Consider the following 24,970-nt stretch of genomic DNA (forward strand, 5'->3'; position numbering starts at 1 on the left):
GAGTATAGCAGACTTTTTTGTCGGCGCGTATATCGTTGGCAAACTGGAAAACCACCACAAAGGTGCCTGTCCCCTTTGTGGTGGTGGGGCGTTAGGGGAGGAGCTTCATCGCGGCGTCGTGGGCGGCGTGCTCGTAGGTGTCGTCGAGGGGTTTGAGCGGCAGCAGGGCGGCGGCCTGTGCGTCGCCACGGCGCTCAAGGGCGTGGGCGATGAGCCAGTCGGCAAGTTCGGGGTTTTTGGGCAGCGCTGGTCCGTGCAGGTACGTGCCGATGACTCCCCTGTAGATCAGACCCTCAAAGCCATCGTCGCCGTTGTTGCCGGTGCCCGTGACGACGGACGTTCCGAGCGGCGTGGCATCGACGTCCAAAAGCGTGCGGCCGCCGTGGTTCTCGAATCCGACAAAGGGCTCGGGTGCCAGGTCGGTCTTGACGGCGACGTTGCCGATCAGGCGGTCGGAGCCGCGTACGGTCTCGGCGGCAATGACGCCCAGGCCCTCGATGCGATTTTCGCCCATATAGTACGAACGGCCGAGCAGCTGATAGCTGCCGCAGATGGCGAGCAGCGAACCGCCGTCCTCAACATAGGCTGCGACCTTGTCTTTTTGGGCGAGCAGCTCGTGTGCCACGGCTAGCTGGTCGCGATCGGATCCGCCGCCCATCATGACGATATCGGCATCATGCAGATCGAGCACCTCGCCCATGCGGACCTCATCCACGCGAACGGGGATGCCGCGCCAGGCGCAGCGGCGCTCGAGGGCGATGACGTTGCCGCCGTCGCCATAGAGGTTGAGGGCATCGGGATACAGGTAGACGATGCGCAGCGGGCGCGAGAGCTCGACTGGCGCGATATCGGTGGGGACAGCGCTACCATCGGCGCGCGTTACGGCGTGGGAGGCGACCGAACTTGCATCGGTGCCTTTGAGCCCGTCGAGTTCTTTGACCAGCGGCGGGAAGGCCGTGTAGTTGGCGACGGCGTAGAAGGTGTCATCGGCGGCCTCGTCTGCCATGGCGCCAATTGCCTGCGCGACGTCCGAGATAATGGCGGCGTCGATGCCGGCGTACTTGAGGCGCACCTGCATATCGTGTGCACGCGTGCCGCCGGCAAAGGCGACAAGCCCCGAGGTATCGGCGATGCGCTCGAAGTCGACGTCGTAGATCCACGAGACATCGTGGCCGTCGGCGTCGTTGTCATTGAGGAAGAAAGCGCAGAGTCTGCCGTCTGCCGTCTTGATGGACTGGATTTGTCGATCGAAGCCTACGGGATTCTTGGCCAGGTTGGCCTCGACGGTGCGGCCGGCGATATCCCAGCGCCCCATACGACCGCCGGCAGGCACATAGGCATCGAGCGTAGGCTGTAGAAGCGCCGTGTTCACGCCCAACTCGTGTGTGGCAAAGAAGGCGGCGGCAACGTTATAGACCATGTACAGACCGTTGTAGCGCGTGGCGATGTGCGTTGCGGGTGCGTCGGTATCGGGTCCAAAGACAAGGTCAAAGCCGTAGCCGTCGCAGCCGAGTTCCACGCCCGTCACGCGACGGACAAGCGCAGGGCGGGCCCAGCCGCACGAGGGGCAATGGTAGGCGCCGAGTTGACCATACTGTACGTAGTCGTACTCCAACGGGGCGTTGCACTGCGAGCAAAAGCGCGAGTCGCTAATGCGGTCGGACTCGGTGCCCGTGGCGCCGTCGATGCCAAAGGCAATACTCGCGTTGGGAACGCGCGCGGCAATCGAGGCGCACAGCGGGTCGTCGGCGTTGTAGATGAGCGTCGTTGCCGGCGAAAGCTCCAACGCGTGGGCGATGACCTCCTGGGTGTGATCGATCTCGCCATAGCGATCTAGCTGGTCACGGAACAGGTTGAGCAGCACGAAGTACGTCGGCTTGAGCTTGGGCAGGACGCGCACAGTGTAGAGCTCATCGCATTCAAAAACGCCTACGCGCTTGCCACTGCTGGTGTGCTTAAGGCCGCCGCGGGCCTCGAGCAGAGCACCCACCACACCAGGCTCCATATTGTTGCCGGCACGGTTGCACACCACGGTAGCACCGCTGGCAGCAACGGCGTCGGCGATGAGGTTGGAGGTGGTGGTCTTGCCGTTGGTGCCGGTGATCACCACGCTGCGGTCGACCAGGCTCGCGAGGTCGCTTAGCAGCTCGGGGTCGATCTTCATGGCGATGCGGCCGGGGAGTACGCCGCCCTGGCGCTTAAGGATGGAGCGCAGCCCCCAGCGGGCGATATCGCTCGAGGCACAGGCGAGAGATGAGCGGAAGTTCATGAAGCCGTTCCTAACGTGAATGACATGGTCGTGGCGTTTGCGCCGTTAAAAGCCGTAACGGCGCGCAAATTCCTGGGCAAGCTGCGATACATCTTCGCAGGCGTTGGCCCAGGGGGCAAAGTCGGGGGTGTCCGAGATGATGCCGTCGGCTTCCCAAACTGCCTGATGCGAAAGGTCCCAGGGGTCGTGCGGTTCGGGCCGGCAGGGAAGGTACGGTGTCTGATACATGGGGTTCAGCAAAAAGAACGCGCCGCCCTCGCAACGGTTAGCGAACTCACGCAGCGCGCGCGTCGCCGGGCGCATCTTGTTTGTTTTGAACAGCAGAATCGTGCGGGCGAGCAGGTACCAAGGAGAGTTTTCGAGTGCGTCTGCCCCCATCTGTTCCTCGAGCTGGTGGGCTAGGGCAAAAAAGCCGTCCTGGTCTTCCAGGCGAGCGAGAGCGAGCAGCACGGTGCCGGCGGCCCGGGTGGGATAGCCTTCTGCTTTAAGGACGCGGCGAGCGTAGTTGGCAGCAGCACGGTAGCGGGCGCTCGCCATGCACAGCTGCGAGATGGCCTCGAGCGTGTGGAGCCACCCGATAAGCGCCGGCTCGCTCACGGTAAGGTTTGCTGCGGTGACACCGTCGGCCAAAACATTATTGGCCCAATAGTGCGGGGCCTCCATATCAAACCCGGGCACGCTCTGTTGCAGGTAGTCGGCCGTGCTCGCCTCGAGCTTCATCAGGTCGCCCAGGCAGGCGTCAACGGGCGTGTCGGCCAGGATGATGGCGAGCAGCTGCGCGTCGACGGCCAGTGCATCGACGCGGACGATCTTGAGCAGCTCATCGCGCATGTCGTCGAACAGACGATTGCGCGTCTGCTCGAACTCCTCGTCGCTGCCCATGTCCTCGATGCGATGGAGTTCGTCGAGCAGGTGACGATGAACACCGGCATAGGACAGCAGCGCCTGGGCATGCTCGGTCTGCGCATACTTGTGAGGATTCGCGCTGATGTCGTTATGGACAAGCTCGCGTGCTGCATCGGTGAGCTCGGGGTGCGACGCCAGATAGGTGCGCTCCAAGTAGGCGGGGATGTAGACGCTCGGATCCATTAGAGGTCCCCTCCCTTAAATGGAAGCCCCTGCTCGGCTGCGTGCAGGATTCGTTCGTCGATCTGGGAGCGCACGATGTCGTTGGTGGCGACCCAGGCGGCAAAGCTGGCGTTGTCGGGCGCGCCTAGGCCCTCCTGCAGCACCGGCGTCGCCTCGGACAGGGCAAGGACGAGCTCGTCGGTGGAGCCTGCACCCACGTTGACGCGGGCATAGACGCCATCGGGAAACTCGGTTTGGAAGTAGAGTGCTTCGGCTGCATGCGGGCATGAGCGTACCAGGATGCGCAGGTAGTGTTCGGCGCCCTCGTAATCCAGCTCGCGCCAGGCGGCGCTCATCAGCGCGATGAGCGTCCACGGGTCCAGGTCGCGCTCTGCGTCCTTGGGACGGCGGCGCAGCGGCGTGTTGGCAAGATAGGGCACGGAGTGGGCAGAACGAAAACGCTTGAGCTCCTCGGCAGGGTATTCGAGCTTTGCCATGGCAAGCATCGCAGTATGGCGGACGCCGGCGGGGTCGTTGGGCGCAAAGTCTAGGCTGCGATTCGCGGCATCCAGCGACATGCGGTAGCGGCCGCTAATGAGCGCGCGCGATGCCAAGGCGGCAAGCCAGCGCAGGTAGGGACGGCGGGTCAGGTCGCCTGCGGCCTCACGCTCGTAGGAGTCCTGAGCCGAGGCAATCTTGAGCGCCAAATCGTGCTCCACCTCGTCGCACTTGGACACCAGATACTGCACGTATTCCTCGTTGGATTCGGCGGTGAGCGCCGTCAGCATGCGCTGGGCATCCCAGTTGGCCGGATCGAGCGCGGCTGCCTCGCGGAGCATGTTCTCGGCTGCGGTCTCTTCTTGCTCTGCCTGGGTATCGTCAGGGATAAAGGGAATGCGGTAATCGACAGCCTCGACCACCTTGGCAATGAGGTGCCCGGCGCGGTCGCGGTCGTGCACGATGAGCGGTGCGGGGTTGCGGGTGAATTGTTCCATCAGACGCTCTACGGCGGCACCGTCGGTGAGCGGGATATTGTCGCGGCGCAAGGCCTCAAGAACGAGGCGATGGCAATCCTCTTGAATGGGATCGAATGCCATGGGGCCTCCTTTGCTGCGGTTAGGGTTCAAATGTCTCTATATAAGGTTCTAGTTTACCCGCATGTGGCACACCGGGGGTGCCGCACTTGGACATGCACCTTTGCACCACGAAGACGGATGTCGCACAAATGTCGGCACCTTGGACGACTGAGTGGTATCACGGTGCCGCAAACGGTCGATTTTTGGCGGCGAACGGGGCGCATTTTGGAGGGGCACAGTCCTGCCCGGGATATGTGGTCAACCTTGATAAAACGTTTGCCCAGCTTGGGAGTATGAATGCCCCACAAGGGTCTTCAGGGATAGAAAAAACGTTTCATCATTGTCGGCTTTAGGTGAATAACTGACCAACCAGAACGGTAGAATAGTGTTTGTCTGAGCGTTGAGACGTTTAGACATCGCGCATTGTCATCGCCGGCAACGCGCAAAACGGTCCTAACGGAGCCAATTGGGTGCTCCGTTATATACGCAAGTCTAAGAGGGGCTTGTTTAGGAGGCACAGTATGGGACGTTTTACCAATCCTCGCGATCTGTACTTTGGTGAGGGCGCTCGCCACGAGGTGAAGAACCTCAAGGGCAAGAAGGCCATCATCGTTTCTGGCGGCAGCTCTATGCGCCGCGGCGGGTTCCTGCAGGACGTCGAGGCCGACCTTAAGGAAGGCGGTTTCGAGGTCAAGCTGTTCGAGGGCGTCGAGTCCGATCCGTCCATCGAGACGGTCATGAAGGGCGCCGAGGCCATGCGCGAGTTCGAGCCCGACTGGATTATCGCCATCGGCGGCGGCTCGCCCATCGATGCCGCTAAGGCCATGTGGGTCTTCTACGAGTATCCCGAGGAGTCCTTCGATAACATCATCCAGCCGTTCAGCTTCCCCGAGCTGCGTCAGAAGGCTCACTTCTGCGCCATTTCCTCCACCTCCGGTACCGCTACCGAGGTCACTGCCTTCTCCGTCATCACCGACTACGCTAAGGGCATCAAGTACCCGCTGGCCGACTTCAACATCACCCCTGATGTCGCCATCGTCGACCCCGAGCTCACCTACACCATGCCCGCCAAGCTGTGCGCTCACACCGGCATGGATGCTCTGACCCACTGCATGGAGGCCTACGTTTCTACCTTCGCCTCTATGTTCACCGACGCCAACGCTCTGCACGGCATCCGCGAGATCGTCGAGTGGCTCCCGAAGTCCTATGAGGGCGACAAGGAAGCCCGTCAGCACATGCACGAGGCCCAGTGCATCGCCGGCATCGCCTTCTCCTCGGGCCTGCTCGGCATCGTGCACTCCATGGCTCACAAGACCGGTGCAGCCTTTGAGAACGGCCACATCATCCACGGTGCTGCTAACGCCATGTACCTGGGCAAGGTCATCCAGTGGAACTCCAAGGACCCGCGTGCCGCCGAGCGTTACGCCTACGTCGCCAAGGAGGTCCTGCACCTTCCCGGCGAGACCAACGAGGAGCTCATCGCTGCGCTCGTCCAGAAGATCCGCGACCTCAACGACCAGCTCAACATCCCGCAGTCCATCAAGGATTACGCGAATGGTGGCGTGAAGGTCGACGCCGAGAACCCGCAGATGGTTTCCGAGGAGGAGTTCCTCGCCAAGCTGCCCGAGATCGCCGCGAACGCCGAGACCGACGCCTGCACGCCGGAGAACCCGCGTGAGACCAAGGCTGCCGACTTCGAGAAGATCCTCAAGGCCTGCTACTACGACACCGACATCGATTTCTAATCGACTCTTGTTATCGTAACGAGGGGCTCCGCACGTATCTGTACGGAGCCCCTTTCTTTTTTCTTTTAGAGAATGGGATAGTTATGGCTGCAATTTTCAATAGCCCCAGCAAGTACATCCAGGGTCCGGACGAGCTCGCCAAGCTCGGCTCCTATGTCGAGCCGCTCGGCGCTAAGGCCCTCGTCATCGTGACGCCTTCGGGCAAGAAGCGCGTCGGTGCCAAGATCGAGGGCGGTTTTGCCGAGGCTAAGGCCGAGCTGCTGTTTGAGGACTTTAACGGCGAGTGCTCCAAGGGCGAGGTCGATCGCCTGGTTGCGCTCGCTCGCGACAACGGTTGCGACATCATCGTCGGCGTCGGTGGCGGCAAGATCCTCGACACCGCGAAGGCCGTCGCCTATTACCTGGAGTCCCCGGTTATCATTTGCCCCACCATTGCTTCGACCGATGCCCCGTGTTCGGCACTTTCGGTGCTCTACACCGACGATGGCCAGTTCGATAAATATCTCTTCCTTAAGGCAAACCCCAACATTGTCCTGATGGATACGACGGTTATCGCGGCGAGCCCGGTGCGCCTGACGGTTTCCGGTATGGGCGATGCGCTCGCAACCTACTTTGAGGCCCAGGCGACGCATGATGCCGACGGTGGCACTTGCGCCGGCGGTAAGGGCGGCATGGCCGGCCTGGCGCTCGCCAAGCTCTGCTACGAGACGCTTATGGCCGATGGCGTCAAGGCCAAGGTCGCGCTGGAGAAGGGTGCGCTCACGCCTGCCGTCGAGCATATCATCGAGGCCAACACGCTGCTTTCGGGCATTGGCTTTGAGAGCTCGGGCCTTGCTGCTGCTCATGCCATCCACAATGGCCTGACGATGCTGCCCGAGTGCCACGGCATGTATCACGGCGAGAAGGTCGCCTTTGGCACCATCGTTCAGCTGGTACTCGAGGATGCTCCGACTGAGAAACTCGAGGAAGTCTTGGGCTTCTGCATTGAGCTGGGCCTGCCGGTCACGATGAAGGAACTTGGCGTTGCCGAGCTTACGCGCGAGCAGGCCATGATTGTTGCCGAGGCCGCCTGCGCGCCCGATGACACCATGTGCAACATGCCGTTTGAGGTGACGCCCGAGATGGTCGCAAACGCCATTCTGGGTGCCGACGCACTGGGTCACTACTACCTCATGGATGAGTAAACTAAGGTAAGGAAGGGGCAAAGCCGGCAGATGGCTTTGCCCCTTTTTGCTATGGTGCAAAGGGGGCAGGTTACTTTGCACCAATCGTTGTTTGATGAAGGGCGGATTCTCGTATGGCGCTTCCTATGGTTTATGGCGGTCCCGGCCGGTATGTTCAGGGGCCGGGCGAACTTTCGCGTCAGGGCAGGTATTTGTCATGGTTGGGCTGCGCTGCCTATGTCTTGTTTGACCAGGGCACCGAGGATCGGCTGTGCAGGCAGATCGTCGATGGATTTCTGGACGAAGATCTAAGCGAGCCGTTCTTTAAGATTTATGACGGTCCGTGTACGGAAGATGCCGTTGTCGAAATGGCCAAGGAAGCCCGGGCCGAGTATTGCGACATGGTGGTGGGTATTGGCGGCGGCAAGATGCTCGATATCGCCAAGGCAGTAGCGTTTTATGCCGAGTTGCCGTTGTGCGTATGCCCCACGGCGGCTTCTATGGACGGTCCGTGCAGCGCGATTTCGGTGCTGTATCACGAGGATGGGTCGTTCGACCGCTACCTGATACTCGAGAAGAATCCAGACCTGGTCGTGGTCGATACCAACGTGGTCGCGGCGGCCCCACTGCGTATGACGGTCGCTGGCATGGGCGATGCGCTGGCAACGTACTTCGAGGCGCGTTCGTGCGCCGCGGCGCACGGCACCAACGAGCACGGTGGCGCGCCGGGGCACTTGGCCCTGGTCGCGGCACGTTCCTGCTACGACACGCTCATGGAATGCGGTGTCGCTGCCAAGCGCGATCTCAAAAAGGGCCGTACATCGCCGGCGGTTGAGCGTCTGATCGAGTGCAATATTCTGCTCTCGGGCGTCGGTTTTGAGAGTGGTGGCTTGGCGTTGGCGCATGCCATCGCCAACGGTCTGACGATCCTGCCCGAGTGCAAGGCCATGCATGGTGAGGCCGTGGCATTTGGTCTGGTGGTGCAGCTGCGCCTGGAGCGTGCGCCCGAGCTTGATCAGGTGCTCGAGTTTTGCCAGCGCGTCGGTCTGCCGACGACGCTTGAGGAGCTGGGGCTTGGTGAGATTACCGATGCCGATTTGCTGAGCGTTGCCGACGCAACTTTTAAGAACGAGCGCAACATGGCCAACGAACAGGCAAAGGTGACTAGGCAAAAGCTCGTGCAGCTCATGCGCGAGGCATAGTTTGGCGCTTGATTGACCTTGTGCAATCGAGGCGGCGATAGGCCATGGGCTATTTGCCGCAAAGATGCGCCGCGTGAAATTTGCCCGAGGTGTGGACCGATAGCGTATTATTATCTCTTGCTTGTTTGCACTGCTCAGGGAGGGGCCGCGCATGGCGCAGGAACACGATCTGTTTGATGACATTATCGAGATCAGCAAGGGTTTCGACTTTCTCAAAAACCCGCTTGGCGGTGTGACCGATGCGCTCGATCCGTCGGCGCCGCAGTGGAATCCTGCCGACTACAAGGAGCGTCCGCGCGGCAACACCATTCCGTGCTTGACCTGCAAAAACGAAAAGAGTGGCTGCACCGCGTGCATGGACGTGTGTCCGGTCAGCGCCATCGAGGTCGAGGAAGATGCCATCGAGATCCTCGATTCCTGTCGCAAGTGTGGCCTGTGCGCCGCTGCCTGTCCGACTGAGGCGATCATCTCGCCGCGCCTGGCGCCCAAAAACCTGTATGACGACATTGTCTCGGCGGCTACAAGTCACGAGACCGCCTACGTTACCTGCACGCGCGCCCTTAAGCGCATGCCGCGCGAGAACGAGGTCGTCGTTGCCTGCGTGGGCGATATTACAGCCGAGACCTGGTTCTCGGTGCTGGCCGACTATCCCAACGTGAGTGTGTATCTGCCGCTGGGCGTGTGCGATAAATGCCGCAACACCGGTGGCGAGGACATGCTGGGCGAGGCGATTGCGAAGGCCGAGGAATGGGCTGGTACGGGTATGGGCCTGGAGGTCGACCCCAAGAGCCTCAAATGCCATAAGCGCCGCGAGTACGAGCGCAAGGAATACATGGAAAAGATCGCCCGCACCACGGGCCTGACGGTGACCAAGCTCAACCCGGCGACGGCGGCGCTGGCCTCGGTGACGCAGAAGCTCAAAGCCCATCGCCATCAGATCACCCAGCTGGAGCGCACGCTCAACACCATGTGCGGCACCACGACGACCAAGCGTCGCCGCTCGCTCACGCATGGACGACAGCTGGTGCTCTCGACGCTGCAAAACCACCCCGAGCTTGCCCAGAACATGCAGGTGAGCACGCCGGAATGCGATTTTGACAAGTGCACGTCGTGCGGCGAGTGCGTTAACGCGTGCCCCACGTCCGCCTGCGATTTGGTGGGAAGCGGCCGCTTTGCACTGGAGTCCACGTATTGTTTGGGTTGCGGAGCCTGCGTCAAGGTTTGTCCCGAGCATGCGCTCAAGCTGGTCGAACACGATGCGTCCAATCTGGTCGTCGTCGATCCCGAGGCCGAGGAAAAGGCCGCCCAGAAGGCGAAGGCTCACGAGGAGGCCGAGAAGGTCAAGGCCGAGGCAAAGGCCAAGCTCGATAAGATGCTCGATCAGGTGGAAAAGCTCGCAGACTAGTCAGCGACCCCTATCTCTGCTTCATTTGCGCCGCCGTGGCGTCCGGGTTCGCCCAGATGCCACGGCGGCGCTATACTTATGCAGTTTGAAGTACCTGTACCAAAAGGAGCTGTTGTGTCCCTTTCCATCGGTATCGTGGGCCTGCCCAACGTAGGCAAGTCGACGCTGTTCACCGCGCTTACCAAAAAGACCGGCCTTGCCGCCAACTACCCGTTTGCCACGATCGACCCCAACGTGGGTATCGTCGACGTGCCCGATAGCCGCCTGCAAAAGCTCGCCGACATCGTCAACCCCGGCCGCATTGTGCCGGCAACGGTCGAGTTCGTCGACATCGCAGGTCTGGTGAAGGGCGCTAACGAGGGCGAGGGTCTGGGCAACCAGTTCTTGGCAAACATCCGCGAGACCGACGCCATCTGCGAGGTCGTTCGCTACTTTAAGGATCCCAACGTTATGCGCGAAGTGGGCCGCACCGGCGAGTTCGTCGACCCCGCCGGTGACGCCGACACCATCATGACCGAGCTCATCCTGGCCGACATGGGTACGCTCGAGAAGCAACTGCCCAAGCTCGAGAAGGAGGCCAAGCGCGACAAGGAGCTCATGCCCAAGTTCGAGGTCGCCAAGCGCCTACTCGCCTGGCTCAACGAGGGTAAGCGCGCCGCGTCCATGGAGATGACCGACGAGGAGCGTGCTGCCGCCAAGGGTCTGTTCCTGCTCACCATGAAGCCCATCCTGTATGTGGCCAACGTGGACGAGGATATGCTCAACGACGACCTGGCGCCCATCGACGGCGTCAAGCCGCTGCCGATCTGCGCCAAGATCGAGGCCGAGCTTTCCGAGCTCGATCCCGAGGACGCCGCCGACTACCTGGAGAGCCTGGGCCTGGAGCAGCCCGGTCTGGACGTGCTCGCGCAGGCAGCCTACAAGCTGCTCGGCCTGCAGTCGTTCTTTACGGCTGGCGAGATGGAGGTCAAGGCCTGGACGGTGCGTCAGGGTGCGACCGCTCCGCAGGCTGCCGGTGTCATCCACACCGACTTTGAGCGCGGCTTTATTAAGGCCGAGGTCATTGGCTACGACGACTACATCGAGCTCGGTGGCGAGCAGGGCGCCAAGGCCGCCGGCAAGCTGCGTATCGAGGGCAAAGAGTATGTCATGGCCGATGGCGACGTCGTGCACTTCCGCTTTAACGTGTAAGGACGACGCATATGTTTAAATACGGCAAAAAAGCTGGCTACATGGGTATTGCGTTGCTCGTGCTTGCGGTGATTCCGCTGGTGGTTGCAGCGTGTGTTATCCCCAACATTGGTCCCGAGGTGGCGACGAAGTTTAATGCCGCCGGCGAGGCGACGCGCTGGGGCAAGAGCTACGAGCTGCTGGCACTGCCGGTGCTCAACCTGCTGCTAAGCGTGATGACGTACTTTACGGCGGGACGCCAGGCTAAAAACAATGATGACTCCGCCGCCATGGCGCGCATCGTGTGCGAGCGCTACCTGCGCAACGGTTGCATCACGGGTGTGTTCCTCAACGTGATCAACGTCTACTTTATGTACTCGGCGATTACCGGAACGGGCTTTGGTTTTGGTTTCTAGCTTGTCCTTTTAGGCAACGAGCCTGCACGCATATTCAATGGCTGCTGCGAGGCCGCCGCTCGATCGTGGTTTAAAGACCATATCGGCGGCGGCCTCGTTTTCGTATCCGGAGCCGCGGAGGGCGAGTGCGATACCGGCTTCTAAAAGGAGCGGCAGGCCGCGTTGGCTGGTTGCGATTACGGCAGCCTGATTGAGCGAGCAGCTGTGCGCTTGGCATTGGATGGCAAGTTCGCCTTGCGCCGGGCAAGGGACCAGAACGGCGGCGACGCGACTTGATAGCAATGCAAATGCTGTGCGCTCATCGGGCGAAAGACATTCTGCTTCAACGACGACGAGCTTGGGCGGTGCGCTGTTTGTGCGAAGCGTGGCTCGGTACGTGCGGACCGAAGAACCCGACATAGAAAACTCCTGTGTATTCGGCAAAACGTAAACTATAGTTTACGTTTATGTTCGGCTCCATTTCAAACTCGTCTGCATGGACGAACGTGCTAAACAGATTCTTGGCAGGCGGGTCGAAGAGACGCGCAGGGACCTTGGTATCTCCAAGGTTGATTTTTGTGTGGCGACAGGAATCAGCCGACCCTACCTCGACCGAATCGAAGATGGGACGGCAAATTTCACGCTCAAGGTTCTATTTAAGATCGCGCCCGCCCTTGGCATGACGGTGTCAGAGCTTCTCGAGGGTATCGAATAGGGAATACCCGTCGACAACTGAATTAGGCCATCGGGATGCGGTCGTGGTTGACTTGGCTGTAGAACAGGCGCTGGATCTCGGCGGCATCGCGTGACTGGCCGAGTGCCCACATGGTTTTGGCCACGAGCGTCTCGGTGGTCATATCATCGCCGCGCAAAATACCCGGATGGTCGGCGTAGGCACGGCCGACCTCATAAACGCCCAGATCGAGGCCCTCTTCGGGGACCTGCGTGGTCATAACGACGGTGCGGCCCGAATCGACCCAGCGGAAAATTGTCTCCTGGAATGACTCGCCGGACTCGCCAAACTCGGGAATACCGCCAATGCCAAAGGTCTCCAGAATCACGGCGTCGTAGCTATCGGCAAGGGCGTCCAGGATACTCGGGTTTACGCCGGGCGTAAGCTTGAGTACAAATACGCGCGGGTCGATGCTGTCGTAGAAACGAACCGGGTTCTCGTTCTGGTGAGTGCCATGGAGTCCGTTGCGAACGATGCGGTCGTTGCGGATATAGGCAATGGGCGGATAGTTGACGCTAATGAACGCGTTAAAGCTCATGGTACGCTGCTTACGGGCGCGCGTGCCGGCAATGGCGACGCCACCAAACACAATCGATACATCGTGCGAGTGCTCGTCGAGCGCAAAGAGCAGGCTCTGGTACAGGTTGAGCTTGGCGTCGGTAAAGGGATTGCCCATGGGCTTTTGCGAGCCGGTGAGCACGATGGGCTTGGGGCTGTCCTGAATCAGGTAGGAAAGCGCTGCCGCGGTGTAGCTCATGGTGTCGGTGCCGTGCAGAATCACGAAGCCGTCGTGGTCGGCATAACCCTCGACGATGACGTCGCGGATACGCATCCAGTCACTGGGGCGCATATTGGTGCTGTCGATGTTCATGGGCTGCACGACGTCGAGCTCGCAGAGGCCCGAGATCTCGGGGACGCTCTGGGCGAGCTCCTCACCGGTCAGGGCGGGGGAGAGGCCATTGCCGTCCTCGGTCGATGCGATGGTGCCGCCCGTGGCGATGAGAAGGATGCGCTTCATGCTGGTATTCCTATCGTATTTGCCGCCGCAGAGGCGGAGTCGTTCGGCAGTATTGTGGCACAGGGCGTCCAATGTTCAAACGTATTACATCATCTGTAACGTTTGGTAATACTTCAATCGCCGTCAAATAGGGCCCCGGTCGTGCGTTTGCCGTGCGCTGATGGCTGCGAGGGACGAGAAACCCCATATAACGTGTACACTATGAAAGTTATTTTCGTTCATTCACGCGGGTGGGCACCGGCTCCCCGCCAACAAGAGGGGGAAACCATGGATCAAAAGGCTTCCGCAAAGGTCCTCGTACTCGACTTTGGTGCGCAGTACGGTCAGCTCATTGCCCGTCGCGTCCGCGACCTCAACGTGTATTCCGAGATCGTTCCCTGCGACATCTCGGCCGACGAGATTCGCGAGATGAACGCCTCTGCGCTCATCCTTTCCGGCGGCCCGGCCTCCGTGTACGCCGAGGACGCTCCGTCCATCGATCCCGCCATCTTTGACCTGGGCCTTCCCGTCCTGGGCTTTTGCTACGGCCATCAGATCACGGCCGTGACGCTCGGCGGCAAGGTCGGCCACTCCGAGGTGGGCGAGTACGGCCGCGCCACCATCGCTCGCACGGCCGGTGCCAAGCTCTTTAACTCCACGCCCATGGAGCAGACCGTGTGGATGAGCCATCGCGATGCCGTGTCCGAGGTGCCCGAGGGCTTTACCGTTACCGCCAGCACCGACGTGTGCCCGGTTGCCGCCATGGAGTGCGTCGAGCGCAAGATTTTCACCACGCAGTTCCACCCCGAGGTCAAGCACTCCGAGTACGGTCAGCAGCTGCTGAGCAACTTCCTGTTTGAGATCTGCGGCCTGGAGCCCAACTGGAGCATGGACAACCTGGTCGAGACCATGACGGCTGAGTTCCGCGAGAAGGTCGGCGACGACCGCGTGATTCTGGCCCTGTCCGGTGGCGTCGACTCCTCCGTCGTGGCTGCGCTGGGCGCCCGCGCCGTGGGCAAGCAGATGACCTGCGTGTTCATCAACCACGGTCTGCTGCGCAAGGGTGAGCCCGAGCAGGTGGAGGAGGTCTTCACCAAGCAGTTTGACGTCGACTTTATCCACGTCCACGCTGAGGACCGTTATGCCGAGCTTCTGGCCGGCGTGACCGAGCCCGAGGAGAAGCGCCGCATCATCGGCACGCAGTTCTGGAAAGAGTTCTTCGCCGTGGCGCAGCAGCTCGAGTGCGACGGCAAGCCGGTCAAGTACCTGGCTCAGGGCACCATCTACCCCGACATCATCGAGTCCGGCGCTCGCAAGACGGGCGGCAAGACGGCCACCATCAAGAGCCACCACAACCTGATTCCGTTCCCCGAGGGCGTGCACTTCGACCTTATCGAGCCGCTCGATCACTTCTTTAAGGACGAGGTCCGCGCGCTTGGCCTTGCGCTCGGTCTGCCGGGCCACATCGTGTTCCGCCAGCCCTTCCCGGGCCCGGGCCTTGCCATCCGCATCATCGGCGCGGTCGACAAGGAGAAGCTCGAGATCCTCAAGAACGCCGACGCCATCGTGCGCGAGGAGCTCGACGCCTACAACCAGCGTCTGTTTGAGCAGACCGGCGAGCGCAACTCCGAGCACAGCTGCTGGCAGTATTTTGCAGTCCTGCCCGACATCAAGTCCGTTGGCGTTATGGGCGACGAGCGCACCTATCAGCGCCCGATCATCTTGCGCGCCGTGGAGTCCAGCGACGCCATGACCGCCGACTGGGCCAAGCTGCCCTACGACGTCCTGGCCCGCATCTCCGGCCGCATCGTTGCCGAGGTCCCTGGCGCCAACCGCGTCTGCTACGACATCACGTCCAAGCCGCCCGCGACGATCGAGTGGGAGTAGGCTGATAGGGTTCTGACCTGCATTTTTGAGTGCCGCACTGTGCCGCTGAGTTTCGTTTCGTACGAGAGTCATGGCAAAGCCGCCAGCGATGTTGGTGAGTAAATACGATAACCGAGCCTCCGTTCCCGCGTTGGGACGGAGGCTTTTTCTTTGTCGTTTTACTCCCTTTCACCTGCGATTTCGCAATTTACTCCCCCGTGTTTCAAGACGGCAAGGCACGGTGCGGCATTCGGAGGAACGGGAGTAAGGATTCATCCCAAGTGAGTAGACGCGCGATTTTTGTCTCCGAGAGCCAAACGGGGCCGTTTCGGGGCCTGTGAAACTCAAATCGAACTCAATAGGCTTTTCGGCGGTCTTCTCACAGCGTTTTCCCAGGTGGTTAATGGGGAGTAAAGAATCTCGCCGCCTCAATGAAAACGGGAGTAACCAGGGGAAATGCCGCGGCGTACTGCCGCGTGCCGCCGTGTAAGCCACCGCGTCATTTACTCCCCAGGTGCGCCGGAAATGCCTTGGCATGCAATGGGGAGTAAAAACTCAGCTTACGCAGGCCCGAGCGGCGCTCGCCGCCTGGTCCACCGTCCTGATTCGGTTGCGTTGATCGCGAAATGCGGAGAGCCGCTACAGCGAGGCTTTCCAGTCCTCGTATTCGTCGGCGTCGATCTTGCCGTTTTCGAGCTGCGCGCGCTTCTCTGCCCACAGTTCGATCGCCATCGCGGCTTTGGGCGCGTGCGGCGCCTTGGGGTTCAGGGAGAGGCCCGTGCCGTCGGCTGCGGGCACGATGCCGAAGGAGTCCTCGAGCCGCACGAGCAGCGACATGAGGTCGCCCGCAGTCTCGACGCCGTAATCCTTGAGGGCGTTGACGGACACGCCGAGCGCCGCGGAGATGGACTCGAGCAGCTCGGGCTTCACGGCGCGGATGCCGCTCTCGTAGTGGCGCACGGCCCCCTCGGTCAGGCCGACCGCCTCGGCGAGCTGCGCCTGCGTCATGCCGCGCGACTTGCGGTACCGCCTTATGTTCTCGCCTACGGACATGAGCCCTCCTCCTGGAATTACGTACCAGCACATCTTATCAGCGTACGCAAATGTACGCAATTCTATTGACAGTACAGATATGTACGTTTACTCTGAATCTGTGAACCGTACGTATCCGTACGCCATTGATTGGAGGAGCCATGGACGAGAAGGTGGCGAAGACGCCGAGGCCGCACATGCTGGACGCCGACGAGGTCGCGGAGCTGCTGAGGATCAAGAAAGGCAGCGCCTACGAGGTGATCAGGAAGATAAACGCCGAGCAGGAGGCGCGCGGGCGCGCGGTCATCCGCGGGCGCGTTCGAAGCGACGTCTTCGACGCCCTGTACTTCCCGGAGGTGGACTGACATGCCCGTGTACAAGGACGACGGCAACGGCACGTTCTACGTGCAGTGCTACTACCGCGACGCCCGCGGCTCGAAGCGCCACAAGACGAAGCGCGGCTTCTCCTCCGAGGTGGAGGCCGCAGTGTGGGAGAGCCAGTTCAAGAGCCTTAACGGCGGGGCCATGGACATGACGTTCTCCGAGTTCGTCGAGGTGTACGCCTCCGAGGTGAAGCCGCGCATACGCGAGCACACGTGGATCACCAAGGAGTACATCATCAACGACAAGCTCGTGCCGTTCTTCGGGGACATGCGCATGTGCGACGTGAGGCCGATCGACGTCATCAGGTGGCAAAACGAGCTCACCGAGCACCGGGACGCCGACGGGAAGCCCTGGGCACCGACGTACCTGCGCACAGTGAACAACCAGCTCAACGCCATCTTCAACCACGCCGAGCGCTACTACGGCCTCAGCGACAACCCGGTGCGCAGGGTCGACAAGATAGGCTCGAAGAAGGGCGGCGAGATGCAGTTCTGGACCAAGGACGAGTACCTGAGGTTCAGCGAGGCCGTCATGGACAAGCCTCTCTCATTCCACGCCTTCGAGCTGCTTTACTGGACGGGCATACGCTGCGGCGAGCTCCTGGCGCTCACGCCGTCCGACTTCATGCTGGAGAGCTCGCGGCTGCGCATCAACAAGTCGTACCAGAGCCTCAACGGCGTTGACACCGTGACCGACCCCAAGACGCCCAAGTCCGTGCGCACGATCGTCATGCCCGCCTTCCTGCGCGACGAGATGGTGGACTTCATCGAGATGCGCGACGACGTCGCCCCCGACGAGCGCCTGTTCGCCGTGACCAAGCACTTCCTGGCCCACGAGATGGAGCGCGGGTGCAAGGCGTCGGGCGTGAAGCGCATCCGCATACACGACATACGCCACAGCCATGTGAGCCTGCTGATAGAGATGGGCTTCTCCGCGCTGGCCATCGCCGAGCGCATGGGCCACGAGGCGGTGGACATCACCTACCGCTACGCGCACCTGTTCCCCACGAAGCAGGACGAGATGGCCGCCGCGCTCGACGGGGCGAGGGGGTAAGAAGGATGCCGTGCGAGAACAGCGCCCGCAAGCGCAGCAAGACGATGGCGTTCCGCTGCACGCCCGAGGAGCGCAAGCTCATATGCGAGATGGCAGCCTGGAGCGGCATGAACAGGCAGGACTACATCATCGCCAAGCTCACCGATACCCAGGTCGAGGTGAGGCCCTCCGTGAGCGTGCAGAAGGCACTGAGGGACTCGATGGCGGAATTGGCCAAGGAGGTGCGGCTGGCGGCCTCCTACGGCGAGCTGAGCGAGTCCCTGCAACAGAGAATTGAGCACGTGATGAGGTTCTTCCTAGCGCTCGGCGAGCCTCTTGACGCGCCGACGGAAGAGACATCGCCACGAACTACGTTTTGGAAGAGCCGGTTCCATCCGTCATCGATGCGGGTTCCGACACCGCAAGCATCTTCGAGATGGGACGCAGGTAGGGCCTAGCGCCAGACCTCCAACGCCTTGTCCGCAAGCCATTCGGCGCGATCGGCGATATCGCCCTCGTTCCAAGACTCCTTCTCTAGGGCGCCGGCCATGGTCGCAAGGCCGGCGGCGCAGAGGGCAAGGCCGTCCTTGTATCCCTTTCCCTGCTTCTTGGTGGGCCAATCGGCATCGCGGATGGAGGCGTTGAGCGAATGCGTGATGATGGCGAGGTTGCCGAGCGTGAGGAGCTTCCGGTCCCTTCGCGTGGCAGCCTCATCGTCGAGGGCTCCCCATTTGTTGCGCCACTTCTTGGGCATCATGTGCTCGAGGGTGTACTGGTTGAATCCGAGCAGGGCTGTGCTGCTCATGCCTGGGCGAATGGCGCTTTCCAGCAGATAGAGGACGCCCTTGGACTGGAGGTTGTACAGACACGATTCCTCGAATGCCGCTCGAACCTCGGCGTCGCCGGGCATGTATGTCGTCGCCTCGTCATTGGCTTCGAGAGCCTTCCTCAGCGCCTCCGCGTCCTTCACCTCGTTCAGGATCAGCGAGGTGAACAGCCTGTTGTAGTTCTTCGTGGTCGCCTGAACCAGCGTTCGGCGGATGATGTAGGTCTCAAGCAGGGCGAAGACCTCGGATTCCTCGCCCGAAGACTCCGCGTTCTTGCGAACGTAGAGCACGTACGGGATGAGCGTCGAGTTCTTGAGGCCGAATATCAGCACGTTCAGGCGCTCGATGCCGGGGGCGGAGGGGATGTCCGCGTCGCAGTAGCCAGGGTCGAACGTGGACTCGAACGCCTCGGCATACGCCTTCATGTTGTCGAGAATCTCGACCTTGTCGCCGTTGCAGTACCTGCCGATGAAATCCTTGTAGGACTGGAAGAGGTTGGACGTGCGCGAATAGAAGAGCTTGTCCTCGGTCGTGACGCCACGCCTCTTGTCCTGGACCAGAATCTGGAGGAACGCGTCGAAGAAGAGGTCGACGAGCGTGCGCTTGATGCGCCCGGTAACGATCTCCTGCTCCCAATACTCCCTCTTCTCAGCCGTGGGCTCGAAGACGTCTTCCCAGCACTCCTTGAACGCCTGCTCGTTCTCGCGGTTGAAGAAGTAGTTCTTGAGGAGCTCCGCCGTCGTCAGGCGCACCCCGAGCGAGTTGATGGTGTCGAATATCTGCTGCTCGTCCTCGCCCTCGGTAAGGTCGATGCAGACGAACTGGACGTTCGACTTGATCGTGTTCCTGTCGACCCTCTCTGGGTCGATATTCTTGAGGAAGTAGTTGTAGGCGCGGATGATGGCCGAGGTGCCCTCGATGGGCTCGCAGTCCGTGGCGCTGACGACCCTCTCGAAATCCTGCCGGTCGTACTTGCCGTGTCTTAGGGCGATTTGGCCGGTCTCCAGGACGAAATCTCGCTCAAACAAATTGTTGGTGCCGTTTTTTGCACAGAGTGCCTTGAAGAAGATGACCATGGTCGTGAGTCGCTGCTGGCCGTCGATGACGGTGCGAACCTCGGAGACCTCGGACCAGGTGTTGCCGGAGGAGGCCTGCTTCAGGATGATGGAGCCCAGGAAATAGGGCCGCTTCGAGGCCGTGACGAACTCCATGTCGCCGAGGAAACGCTCCCATTGCTCTTCTCCCCAGACGTACGCCCTTTGGTAAAAAGGTATTTCGAGCAGGCGCGATCCGTTGAACACGCCGCTTATCGTTGCTTTTCCTGCATCCATCCTTAAAGCCCTATCTATCCTTTGCGGTTATTGCTGGCGGGGTCAATTTTATCAATACGCTGCTTGACCCTTTAATGTTCCCGGTCCTTGCCGTCTTCTCCCCAGAAGGTGCTCGAAGATGATGCGCAGGTCCTCGTCATCGAGGTAGCCGCCCTCAAGGCAGCCGCGGTCGATGGCGTCGAGCATCGTCTGCTCCTTCTCCTTCGAGCGGTCGTAGATCACGGCGTCGAGGGATAGCTCCCTGCCGTCGCGCGTGAACATCTCGTGCATGAATTCGGCACTGTTCGCTTGACTCCAATCGCGTACCGCGTGCTCGAGCGGGCCGCTTCCCCTCGATATGGCGACATCCCAATGCTCGCAGTTAAGCAGAAGAAGTCGGTTCATGAACTCGACGCCCGAAAAACCGAGTCTCGCAAACGGCGGAAATAGAGGGTCATCTGAAAAGACCGCAGCATACTCACTGCTCAACGGCATATACGCGAGATGAAAATCGTACGAGTCGTCCTCGGGCCCGATGATGAACATAGGCATCGACGTCGTAACGAACCCTGAGCCGACGGGTGCCCTAAGGATGGAGAAGCTCTTCTCAAAAAAAGCCTTTCGAATACGGTTAACTGGCACAATATCATCGTTGGAGAAGAGCATGGTTGCGGCGGCGGCAAGCTCGACCACCGCTTGGGAATCCCCGCGCCAATCCGACCAATCGAGCAAGCCGAGCTCATAGGGTGTCAGATGAACGTTTCTGAGCAGCTCTTCGGCAGTCTCGCGTGACCATTTCTTGTCGACGCGCATACTGATAGGGTGCCGGACGATGATATTTGCTGCCAGCTCGCAAACGGCGGCTTTCCCATCAGAATACCCTTCGTCTTCGCACTGGTCTTCTTTCTGGCGTTCCAAAAAGCGATCGTAAAGCGGCGCGATGCGGCTCTCGAGCTCAGATAGCTTAACCTCGATGAGGTTCTGCGCATAGAATCTGTCTGTCGCATCGCCTGTCGCATCGGCATGCTCGACCTCATAAAGATCGCGCATGCTGCAAAGGTTCTCGCAATTCGTGCGGAAGAAGGAGCCCTTCTGTCTGCTGTAGGCATGAAGCTGCCCGGAGGAATCCGCGAAATGGCGCAGGTAGAACCGCGGCACCCAGTGCTGCTTTCGCGTCATCTTTCCGGGCAGCTTCGACATCCTAAGCCTTCACCGCCTCGTATTGGTAGGTCGTGCGCACGTTGTAATGGAAGTCGTTTCCGAGGTCCAGCGCCTCGAAGTGCTTCTTGGCGCAGCCGATCTTGATCTTCTCCGCGTCGCGCAGGGCGGGCTCGCCGTTCTTGCCGCCCTTGGTCTCGGTCACGAAGTACACGCGGCGCTCGCCGTCGGCCTCCTCGACGTACGCCCAGTCGGGGTTGTAACTGCCGAGCGGCGTGTCGATCTTGAACGCCGAGGGCAATTTCGCGAACACGAGAACCTCCTCCTGCTTGTCTAGAGCCTCGGCAAAGGAGCGCTCGACCCCCGCCGAGTCGTAGACCACGTAGTTGTACAGGCTCTTGCTCGTCATGTCCGGCTTCCACGCGTTCTGCCCAAGGTAGGCCGTGTAGTCGTCAAGCTCGAGGTCGCGCATGGTGTACCACTCGTCCTCGGGAAGGCGCACGTACTTGATGCCCTGGGCGATGAGGTCGTTCTTCACGCGGTTGATCTTGTCGCCGACCTGCGCGAGGAAGGTCGCGGGGTCGATCTCGAACTCGTCGAGGCGGCTGCAGCCCTCGAGGATCGCCTTGATGGTGCCGCGGGTGAGCCCGACGGCGTCCTGCAGCTCTGCGATCGGGTCGGGAAGGTCGTATTTCACCTTTCCCGAAACGGACACCACGGAGGTGCCCGTGCCCTCGGCGCTCACGCCCGCGTCGTCGATGCCCAGCGAGGCACGCTCGCTCGTCACCTGGGGCGGGCGCACGGCGAGCATGCCGTCGACAGCTTCGATGGCATGCTCGATGAGCTTGCCGGAGTCGACCTCGACCTGGAAGCGCGTGCGCTGGCGGATGCGGTCCCACAGGGCCTGGAACGCAGGGTCGAGCGTGACGTCCTTCTGCAGCTCGACCGAGACCTCCTTGGCCTTGTCACGGATCTGGACCCTCTGGGACTTGTGGATGATGATCGCCTCGACCTGCTCCTTGGCAGGCTCGAGCTCGGCGGGGAGCTCGACCTTGCCCTCCTCGGCGGCCGCCTTCAGCTCGGGCGTCACCGCGCCCTTGCCGTCGACCATGCCGGTCGCGACGAGGTGGTCGTAGACCTGCTTGGACTTCTCGTAGCCCAGGCGCTCCTCGACGCCATCATCGCCCTTGACCGTGACCTTCGTGAAGCTCTCCGGAGTGATGACGCCGAACTTGAAGTCCTCAGCCTCAAGCTCCTTCTGCAGGCCGTTGGCGAAGTCGTCGTAGCTCTCGTTCGCGATGACGGTGAGCACGTTCGCCTCTGGGTCGTACAGGCGCTCGCCATCCTGGTTCACGCACAGGCGCAGACCGCGGCCGATCTTCTGGCGCTTGGTCAGGTTGTCCTTTGTCTCGACGAGCGTGCAGATCTGGAACACGTTGGGGTTGTCCCAGCCCTCCTTGAGCGCGGAGTGGCTGAAGACGAAAGAGACGTCCTTGTCCGCGTCCTTGCCGTCCGGGAAGGAGATGAGCGTCTCCTTCTTCTGCATGATGAGCTCGAAGGCCCCGGCGTCGTCGGCGGTGCCGGCGGCTCCCTTGGAGTCCTTGAACTTGCCCTTCTTGTCCTTGGCGAAGTATCCCTGGTGCACGGCGTGGGGGTCGCGCACCAGCGGGGCGCCGACGGCTTCGTAGCACTCGAGCCACGTGCCCTTGCCGATCCCCGCCGCCTTTGCGATGCGACGAGGCGCCTTCGAGTTCAGGGCACCTGCGTACTCCTCCTCAAACATCAGGGCGTACAGGCCGCCGTGGACTTCGGGCTCGTAGACGCGGTATCGGTCGACGCGGTCGATGAAGAAGAGCGAGAGCACCTTCACGCCGCGCGGCCACAGCTCGAACTGGCGGGCCAGGTGGTCCTCGATGGTGCGGCGGATCTGCGCGCGCTTGACGACCTCCTCGTTGACGTCGCCCAGCGCCTCGCCGAGCTCGAGCACCTCGCCGTTCTGGAACTCTATGAACTCGTCGCCCACTGCGGCGCCGATGTTGTTGACCACCCAGCCGCTCTCGTAGTCGCTGTTCTCGCCGCTCTTCTGGTAGAGGTCGTTGCCGGTCTTCACCGTGACGGCCTTGCGCTTCTGCGTGCCGTCGGCCTGGCGCACGTCGATGGACACCTTGGCGGAGAACGGGTCGGACTTGACGGACTCGAGCCTCACGTACGCGCCGTTGAGGTTCGCCTCGGCCTTGATCGAGTCCACGCAGATGCCCTTCACCAGGTGGCGCTCGAAGGCGTCGACCGGCGTGAGGCGGTAGATCATGTTGTAGGCCTGCTTGTGCGTGGCCGAGTAGCGCAGCACGAACAGCGGGTTCAGGCTCTTGATGGCGGCCTTGGCCTGCTTGGTGTTGTCGACGCTCTGGGGCTCGTCGATGATGACGACGGGCTTGCAGGCGCTCACGAGCTCGCGAGGGCTGAAGCCGCCGGTGAGCTTCTCGCTGGGACGGTGGAAGAGGTTGCCCTCCTTCGCGGTGCCATCCTTCTCGAGGCCCTTGTTGAACGCGTCGATGTTGATGACCATGACCTGGATGGAGCTCGACGTGGCGAAGTTACCCACCGGCCCCATGTCCTTCGAGTCGTACACGAAGTAGTCGAGCGGCGTGCGGTCGTAGAGCGTCTCGAAGTGCCTGCGGGTGGTCTGGAGGCTCTTGAGGACGCCCTCGCGGATGGCCACGCTCGGCACGACGATAACGAACTTGGTGATGCCGTAGCGGCGGTTTAGCTCGTAGATGGAGCGGATGTAGACGTAGGTCTTGCCGGTGCCGGTCTCCATCTCGACGGTGAAGTCTCGCAGGCGCCCATCGGTGAGGACGTCGGTTGCCGGGAGGCAGCCCTCCTCCTGCACGGCGTGCAGGTTGTCGAGGAGCTGGCCCGGCGCCACGCGAAGCTCGTTGCCGTGGCCGACCATGAGCTCGCCGATTGCCGTCTGGCCTTTGCGGCCGGAATCGGCGGAGAATACGCTGCCAATAAATTGTTGTCCGCGGAACAGGTCGCAGGTTGCTTCGATGGCCTCCAGCTGGTGCTGCTGGTCGGATGAGAACTTGAACTCGAGCGCCGCCATGCTAGACCGTCCTCAATTCGATCTCACAGCCCATGCGCTCGCCGGCGTGCTTGAAGATCTGCACGGCGTTGAGCTTGAGGGTGTCGTCGAGGACGGAATCGAGGATGAGAACGCGCCTGGGCTCCATGTCGGCGATGGCCTCGAGCGCCTCAATGGTGAGGCCTCGGGACATGCAGCAGACGAGCTCGTCGCAAGCGACGGACCAGATGGGATAGCCCGCGGCTTCAGACTTCTCGACGGGCAGCGTGAGCTCGAGGCCCCATTTGAGCATCATCTCGAAGACGATATCCATATCGGAGCGATCGGGCTTGACCACGTCGAAGAGGAGCTGACCGGGCTCGGGCTTCTCAATGCCGGACTCATCGAGCTCGAACACACGGAAGCCGATGTCGGGAAGCTGCTTGGGTCCCTCGCCAAGCTTGAGTTGACGGTTGGATTCCTCGAGCTCGGTTTTGATTTTGTCGCCTGCGCGGCGAATGCGTCCTTCGCCTATGTCGCAGAGAGTCTCATACCCGTCCTTGTAGGCGTCGCGTTTCGGGTCACAAGGCTCTGGAAGCTGGACAAGGATAAACTGATAGCGATCATCTTTTCCGAGCTCCTGCAGGAACATGGCATGGGCGGTCGATGCTGAGCCTGAGAAAAAATCAAGCACAATATCACCCGTGCTTAGATGCTCATGTACGGTAAGGAAGCAAGCAACCGAAAACAATAGATAGACCGCCAGCACTACACTATTCCGAACCAAAGACCAAAAGATAAGCATTTTGAGAAAATCTAAACTTTTGGATTTTCCTACAATGCCGACTACGGCGGAATCCCTCCCACTCCTTATATATTTCTTTCTGTATACATTGAATTTGTATTTAGTAAAATGCAGACAACACCACGGATCGGCTTTTGGCTGGACAATTCCAACCAAACACCGCAGCAGACAGTAGAAACCATTCTGAACGTTAGGAAGCCGGTATGATTGTTACATATAAGGGGTTGATTTCCGATCTCAGCCGAACACATTGAGCAAATAGGCCATTC

21 protein-coding genes are annotated in these 24,970 nt (G+C 60.9%); 11 read left to right on the forward strand and 10 right to left on the reverse strand.

Annotated features, from left to right (window positions below; genetic code table 11):
* Positions 1–91: 91 nt before the first annotated feature.
* Genes DW233_RS10460 through DW233_RS07805 form a run of 3 tightly spaced genes read right to left on the reverse strand, consistent with a single transcriptional unit; the run spans position 92 to position 4,434 of the window.
* Positions 92–2,269, reverse strand: a complete 2,178-nt coding sequence (locus DW233_RS10460; protein WP_233547967.1) for a MurT ligase domain-containing protein — start codon at positions 2,267–2,269, stop codon at positions 92–94.
* Between the two features lie 45 nt (positions 2,270–2,314).
* A complete protein-coding gene (locus DW233_RS07800; protein WP_118267626.1) occupies positions 2,315–3,358 on the reverse strand; it encodes a hypothetical protein in 1,044 nt (347 codons plus the stop codon).
* A complete protein-coding gene (locus DW233_RS07805; protein ID WP_118267628.1) occupies positions 3,358–4,434 on the reverse strand; it encodes a hypothetical protein in 1,077 nt (358 codons plus the stop codon). Before DW233_RS07805 ends, DW233_RS07800 begins: the two co-directional genes overlap by 1 nt.
* Positions 4,435–4,934: 500 nt before the next feature.
* Between DW233_RS07805 and DW233_RS07810 the strand changes: the two genes are divergently transcribed.
* The 6 genes from DW233_RS07810 (at position 4,935) to DW233_RS07835 (ending at position 11,514) form a co-directional block, all read left to right on the forward strand.
* Positions 4,935–6,158 carry an iron-containing alcohol dehydrogenase gene (locus DW233_RS07810; protein ID WP_118267630.1) on the forward strand — a complete coding sequence of 408 codons (1,224 nt, stop codon included), beginning with the start codon at positions 4,935–4,937 and terminating at the stop codon, positions 6,156–6,158.
* Positions 6,159–6,241: 83 nt separating this feature from the next.
* Complete coding sequence (locus tag DW233_RS07815) at positions 6,242–7,342, forward strand: glycerol dehydrogenase (RefSeq protein ID WP_117563611.1); 1,101 nt, start codon at positions 6,242–6,244, stop codon at positions 7,340–7,342.
* Between the two features lie 113 nt (positions 7,343–7,455).
* On the forward strand, positions 7,456–8,523 hold the full coding sequence (locus DW233_RS07820) for a glycerol dehydrogenase (protein WP_118267632.1): 1,068 nt from the start codon (positions 7,456–7,458) through the stop codon (positions 8,521–8,523).
* A 151-nt stretch (positions 8,524–8,674) separates the two neighbouring features.
* Positions 8,675–9,928, forward strand: a complete 1,254-nt coding sequence (locus DW233_RS07825) for a 4Fe-4S binding protein (RefSeq protein ID WP_118267634.1) — start codon at positions 8,675–8,677, stop codon at positions 9,926–9,928.
* 114 nt (positions 9,929–10,042) lie between these two features.
* The gene (ychF, locus tag DW233_RS07830) at positions 10,043–11,119 is read left to right on the forward strand and encodes a redox-regulated ATPase YchF (protein ID WP_117655222.1); all 1,077 of its coding nucleotides are present in this window, start codon (positions 10,043–10,045) and stop codon (positions 11,117–11,119) included.
* An 11-nt stretch (positions 11,120–11,130) separates the two neighbouring features.
* Positions 11,131–11,514 (forward strand): DUF1648 domain-containing protein, encoded by a 384-nt coding sequence (locus DW233_RS07835; RefSeq protein ID WP_118267636.1) that lies wholly within the window; start codon positions 11,131–11,133, stop codon positions 11,512–11,514.
* A gap of 9 nt (positions 11,515–11,523) precedes the next feature.
* Here the strand turns inward: DW233_RS07835 and DW233_RS07840 are convergent, their stop codons facing one another.
* Positions 11,524–11,913: a hypothetical protein gene (locus DW233_RS07840; RefSeq protein WP_118267638.1), complete on the reverse strand. Its 390-nt coding sequence runs from the start codon at positions 11,911–11,913 to the stop codon at positions 11,524–11,526.
* A 76-nt stretch (positions 11,914–11,989) separates the two neighbouring features.
* Between DW233_RS07840 and DW233_RS10610 the strand changes: the two genes are divergently transcribed.
* Positions 11,990–12,208: a helix-turn-helix domain-containing protein gene (locus DW233_RS10610; RefSeq protein WP_035136926.1), complete on the forward strand. Its 219-nt coding sequence runs from the start codon at positions 11,990–11,992 to the stop codon at positions 12,206–12,208.
* A gap of 22 nt (positions 12,209–12,230) precedes the next feature.
* Here the strand turns inward: DW233_RS10610 and DW233_RS07850 are convergent, their stop codons facing one another.
* The gene (locus DW233_RS07850) at positions 12,231–13,244 is read right to left on the reverse strand and encodes an asparaginase (protein WP_118267640.1); all 1,014 of its coding nucleotides are present in this window, start codon (positions 13,242–13,244) and stop codon (positions 12,231–12,233) included.
* Between the two features lie 267 nt (positions 13,245–13,511).
* Between DW233_RS07850 and guaA the strand changes: the two genes are divergently transcribed.
* Positions 13,512–15,110, forward strand: coding sequence for a glutamine-hydrolyzing GMP synthase (gene guaA / locus DW233_RS07855; RefSeq protein ID WP_118267642.1), 1,599 nt, complete (start codon positions 13,512–13,514; stop codon positions 15,108–15,110).
* Positions 15,111–15,728: 618 nt separating this feature from the next.
* Here the strand turns inward: guaA and DW233_RS07860 are convergent.
* Positions 15,729–16,142 carry a helix-turn-helix domain-containing protein gene (locus DW233_RS07860; protein WP_022349661.1) on the reverse strand — a complete coding sequence of 138 codons (414 nt, stop codon included), beginning with the start codon at positions 16,140–16,142 and terminating at the stop codon, positions 15,729–15,731.
* Between the two features lie 140 nt (positions 16,143–16,282).
* Between DW233_RS07860 and DW233_RS07865 the strand changes: the two genes are divergently transcribed.
* The 3 genes from DW233_RS07865 to DW233_RS07875 are packed head-to-tail and all read left to right on the forward strand — an operon-like array spanning position 16,283 to position 17,995.
* The gene (locus DW233_RS07865) at positions 16,283–16,486 is read left to right on the forward strand and encodes a hypothetical protein (protein ID WP_118267644.1); all 204 of its coding nucleotides are present in this window, start codon (positions 16,283–16,285) and stop codon (positions 16,484–16,486) included.
* Between the two features lies 1 nt (position 16,487).
* Positions 16,488–17,558: a site-specific integrase gene (locus tag DW233_RS07870; protein ID WP_118267646.1), complete on the forward strand. Its 1,071-nt coding sequence runs from the start codon at positions 16,488–16,490 to the stop codon at positions 17,556–17,558.
* 5 nt (positions 17,559–17,563) lie between these two features.
* Complete coding sequence (locus DW233_RS07875) at positions 17,564–17,995, forward strand: hypothetical protein (RefSeq protein WP_233547968.1); 432 nt, start codon at positions 17,564–17,566, stop codon at positions 17,993–17,995.
* Here the strand turns inward: DW233_RS07875 and DW233_RS07880 are convergent.
* Genes DW233_RS07880 through DW233_RS07895 form a run of 4 tightly spaced genes read right to left on the reverse strand, consistent with a single transcriptional unit; the run spans position 17,992 to position 24,590 of the window.
* On the reverse strand, positions 17,992–19,695 hold the full coding sequence (locus DW233_RS07880) for a DUF262 domain-containing protein (RefSeq protein ID WP_032746261.1): 1,704 nt from the start codon (positions 19,693–19,695) through the stop codon (positions 17,992–17,994). The two genes, DW233_RS07875 and DW233_RS07880, sit on opposite strands and share 4 nt — an antisense overlap.
* 51 nt (positions 19,696–19,746) lie before the next feature.
* Complete coding sequence (locus DW233_RS07885) at positions 19,747–20,874, reverse strand: DUF4238 domain-containing protein (protein WP_032746260.1); 1,128 nt, start codon at positions 20,872–20,874, stop codon at positions 19,747–19,749.
* A gap of 1 nt (position 20,875) precedes the next feature.
* A complete protein-coding gene (locus DW233_RS07890; RefSeq protein WP_032746259.1) occupies positions 20,876–23,938 on the reverse strand; it encodes a type III restriction-modification system endonuclease in 3,063 nt (1,020 codons plus the stop codon).
* A gap of 1 nt (position 23,939) precedes the next feature.
* Positions 23,940–24,590, reverse strand: a complete 651-nt coding sequence (locus DW233_RS07895) for a hypothetical protein (RefSeq protein WP_199408098.1) — start codon at positions 24,588–24,590, stop codon at positions 23,940–23,942.
* Positions 24,591–24,970 lie beyond the last annotated feature (380 nt).

The sequence above is a fragment of the Collinsella sp. AM20-15AC genome, assembly GCF_003471405.1.
In the GTDB taxonomy this organism is placed as follows: domain Bacteria; phylum Actinomycetota; class Coriobacteriia; order Coriobacteriales; family Coriobacteriaceae; genus Collinsella.

Excerpts from the sequence above, each read along its gene's own strand:
- DW233_RS10460 (WP_233547967.1), bottom strand. The coding sequence starts at position 2,269 with ATGAACTTCCGCTCATCTCTCGCCTGTGCCTCGAGCGATATCGCCCGC.
- DW233_RS07800 (WP_118267626.1), bottom strand. The coding sequence starts at position 3,358 with ATGGATCCGAGCGTCTACATCCCCGCCTACTTGGAGCGCACCTATCTG.
- DW233_RS07805 (WP_118267628.1), bottom strand. The coding sequence starts at position 4,434 with ATGGCATTCGATCCCATTCAAGAGGATTGCCATCGCCTCGTTCTTGAG.
- DW233_RS07810 (WP_118267630.1), top strand. The coding sequence starts at position 4,935 with ATGGGACGTTTTACCAATCCTCGCGATCTGTACTTTGGTGAGGGCGCT.
- DW233_RS07815 (WP_117563611.1), top strand. The coding sequence starts at position 6,242 with ATGGCTGCAATTTTCAATAGCCCCAGCAAGTACATCCAGGGTCCGGAC.
- DW233_RS07820 (WP_118267632.1), top strand. The coding sequence starts at position 7,456 with ATGGCGCTTCCTATGGTTTATGGCGGTCCCGGCCGGTATGTTCAGGGG.
- DW233_RS07825 (WP_118267634.1), top strand. The coding sequence starts at position 8,675 with ATGGCGCAGGAACACGATCTGTTTGATGACATTATCGAGATCAGCAAG.
- DW233_RS07835 (WP_118267636.1), top strand. The coding sequence starts at position 11,131 with ATGTTTAAATACGGCAAAAAAGCTGGCTACATGGGTATTGCGTTGCTC.
- DW233_RS07840 (WP_118267638.1), bottom strand. The coding sequence starts at position 11,913 with ATGTCGGGTTCTTCGGTCCGCACGTACCGAGCCACGCTTCGCACAAAC.
- DW233_RS10610 (WP_035136926.1), top strand. The coding sequence starts at position 11,990 with ATGGACGAACGTGCTAAACAGATTCTTGGCAGGCGGGTCGAAGAGACG.
- DW233_RS07850 (WP_118267640.1), bottom strand. The coding sequence starts at position 13,244 with ATGAAGCGCATCCTTCTCATCGCCACGGGCGGCACCATCGCATCGACC.
- guaA (WP_118267642.1), top strand. The coding sequence starts at position 13,512 with ATGGATCAAAAGGCTTCCGCAAAGGTCCTCGTACTCGACTTTGGTGCG.
- DW233_RS07860 (WP_022349661.1), bottom strand. The coding sequence starts at position 16,142 with ATGTCCGTAGGCGAGAACATAAGGCGGTACCGCAAGTCGCGCGGCATG.
- DW233_RS07865 (WP_118267644.1), top strand. The coding sequence starts at position 16,283 with ATGGACGAGAAGGTGGCGAAGACGCCGAGGCCGCACATGCTGGACGCC.
- DW233_RS07870 (WP_118267646.1), top strand. The coding sequence starts at position 16,488 with ATGCCCGTGTACAAGGACGACGGCAACGGCACGTTCTACGTGCAGTGC.
- DW233_RS07875 (WP_233547968.1), top strand. The coding sequence starts at position 17,564 with ATGCCGTGCGAGAACAGCGCCCGCAAGCGCAGCAAGACGATGGCGTTC.
- DW233_RS07880 (WP_032746261.1), bottom strand. The coding sequence starts at position 19,695 with ATGGATGCAGGAAAAGCAACGATAAGCGGCGTGTTCAACGGATCGCGC.
- DW233_RS07885 (WP_032746260.1), bottom strand. The coding sequence starts at position 20,874 with ATGTCGAAGCTGCCCGGAAAGATGACGCGAAAGCAGCACTGGGTGCCG.
- DW233_RS07890 (WP_032746259.1), bottom strand. The coding sequence starts at position 23,938 with ATGGCGGCGCTCGAGTTCAAGTTCTCATCCGACCAGCAGCACCAGCTG.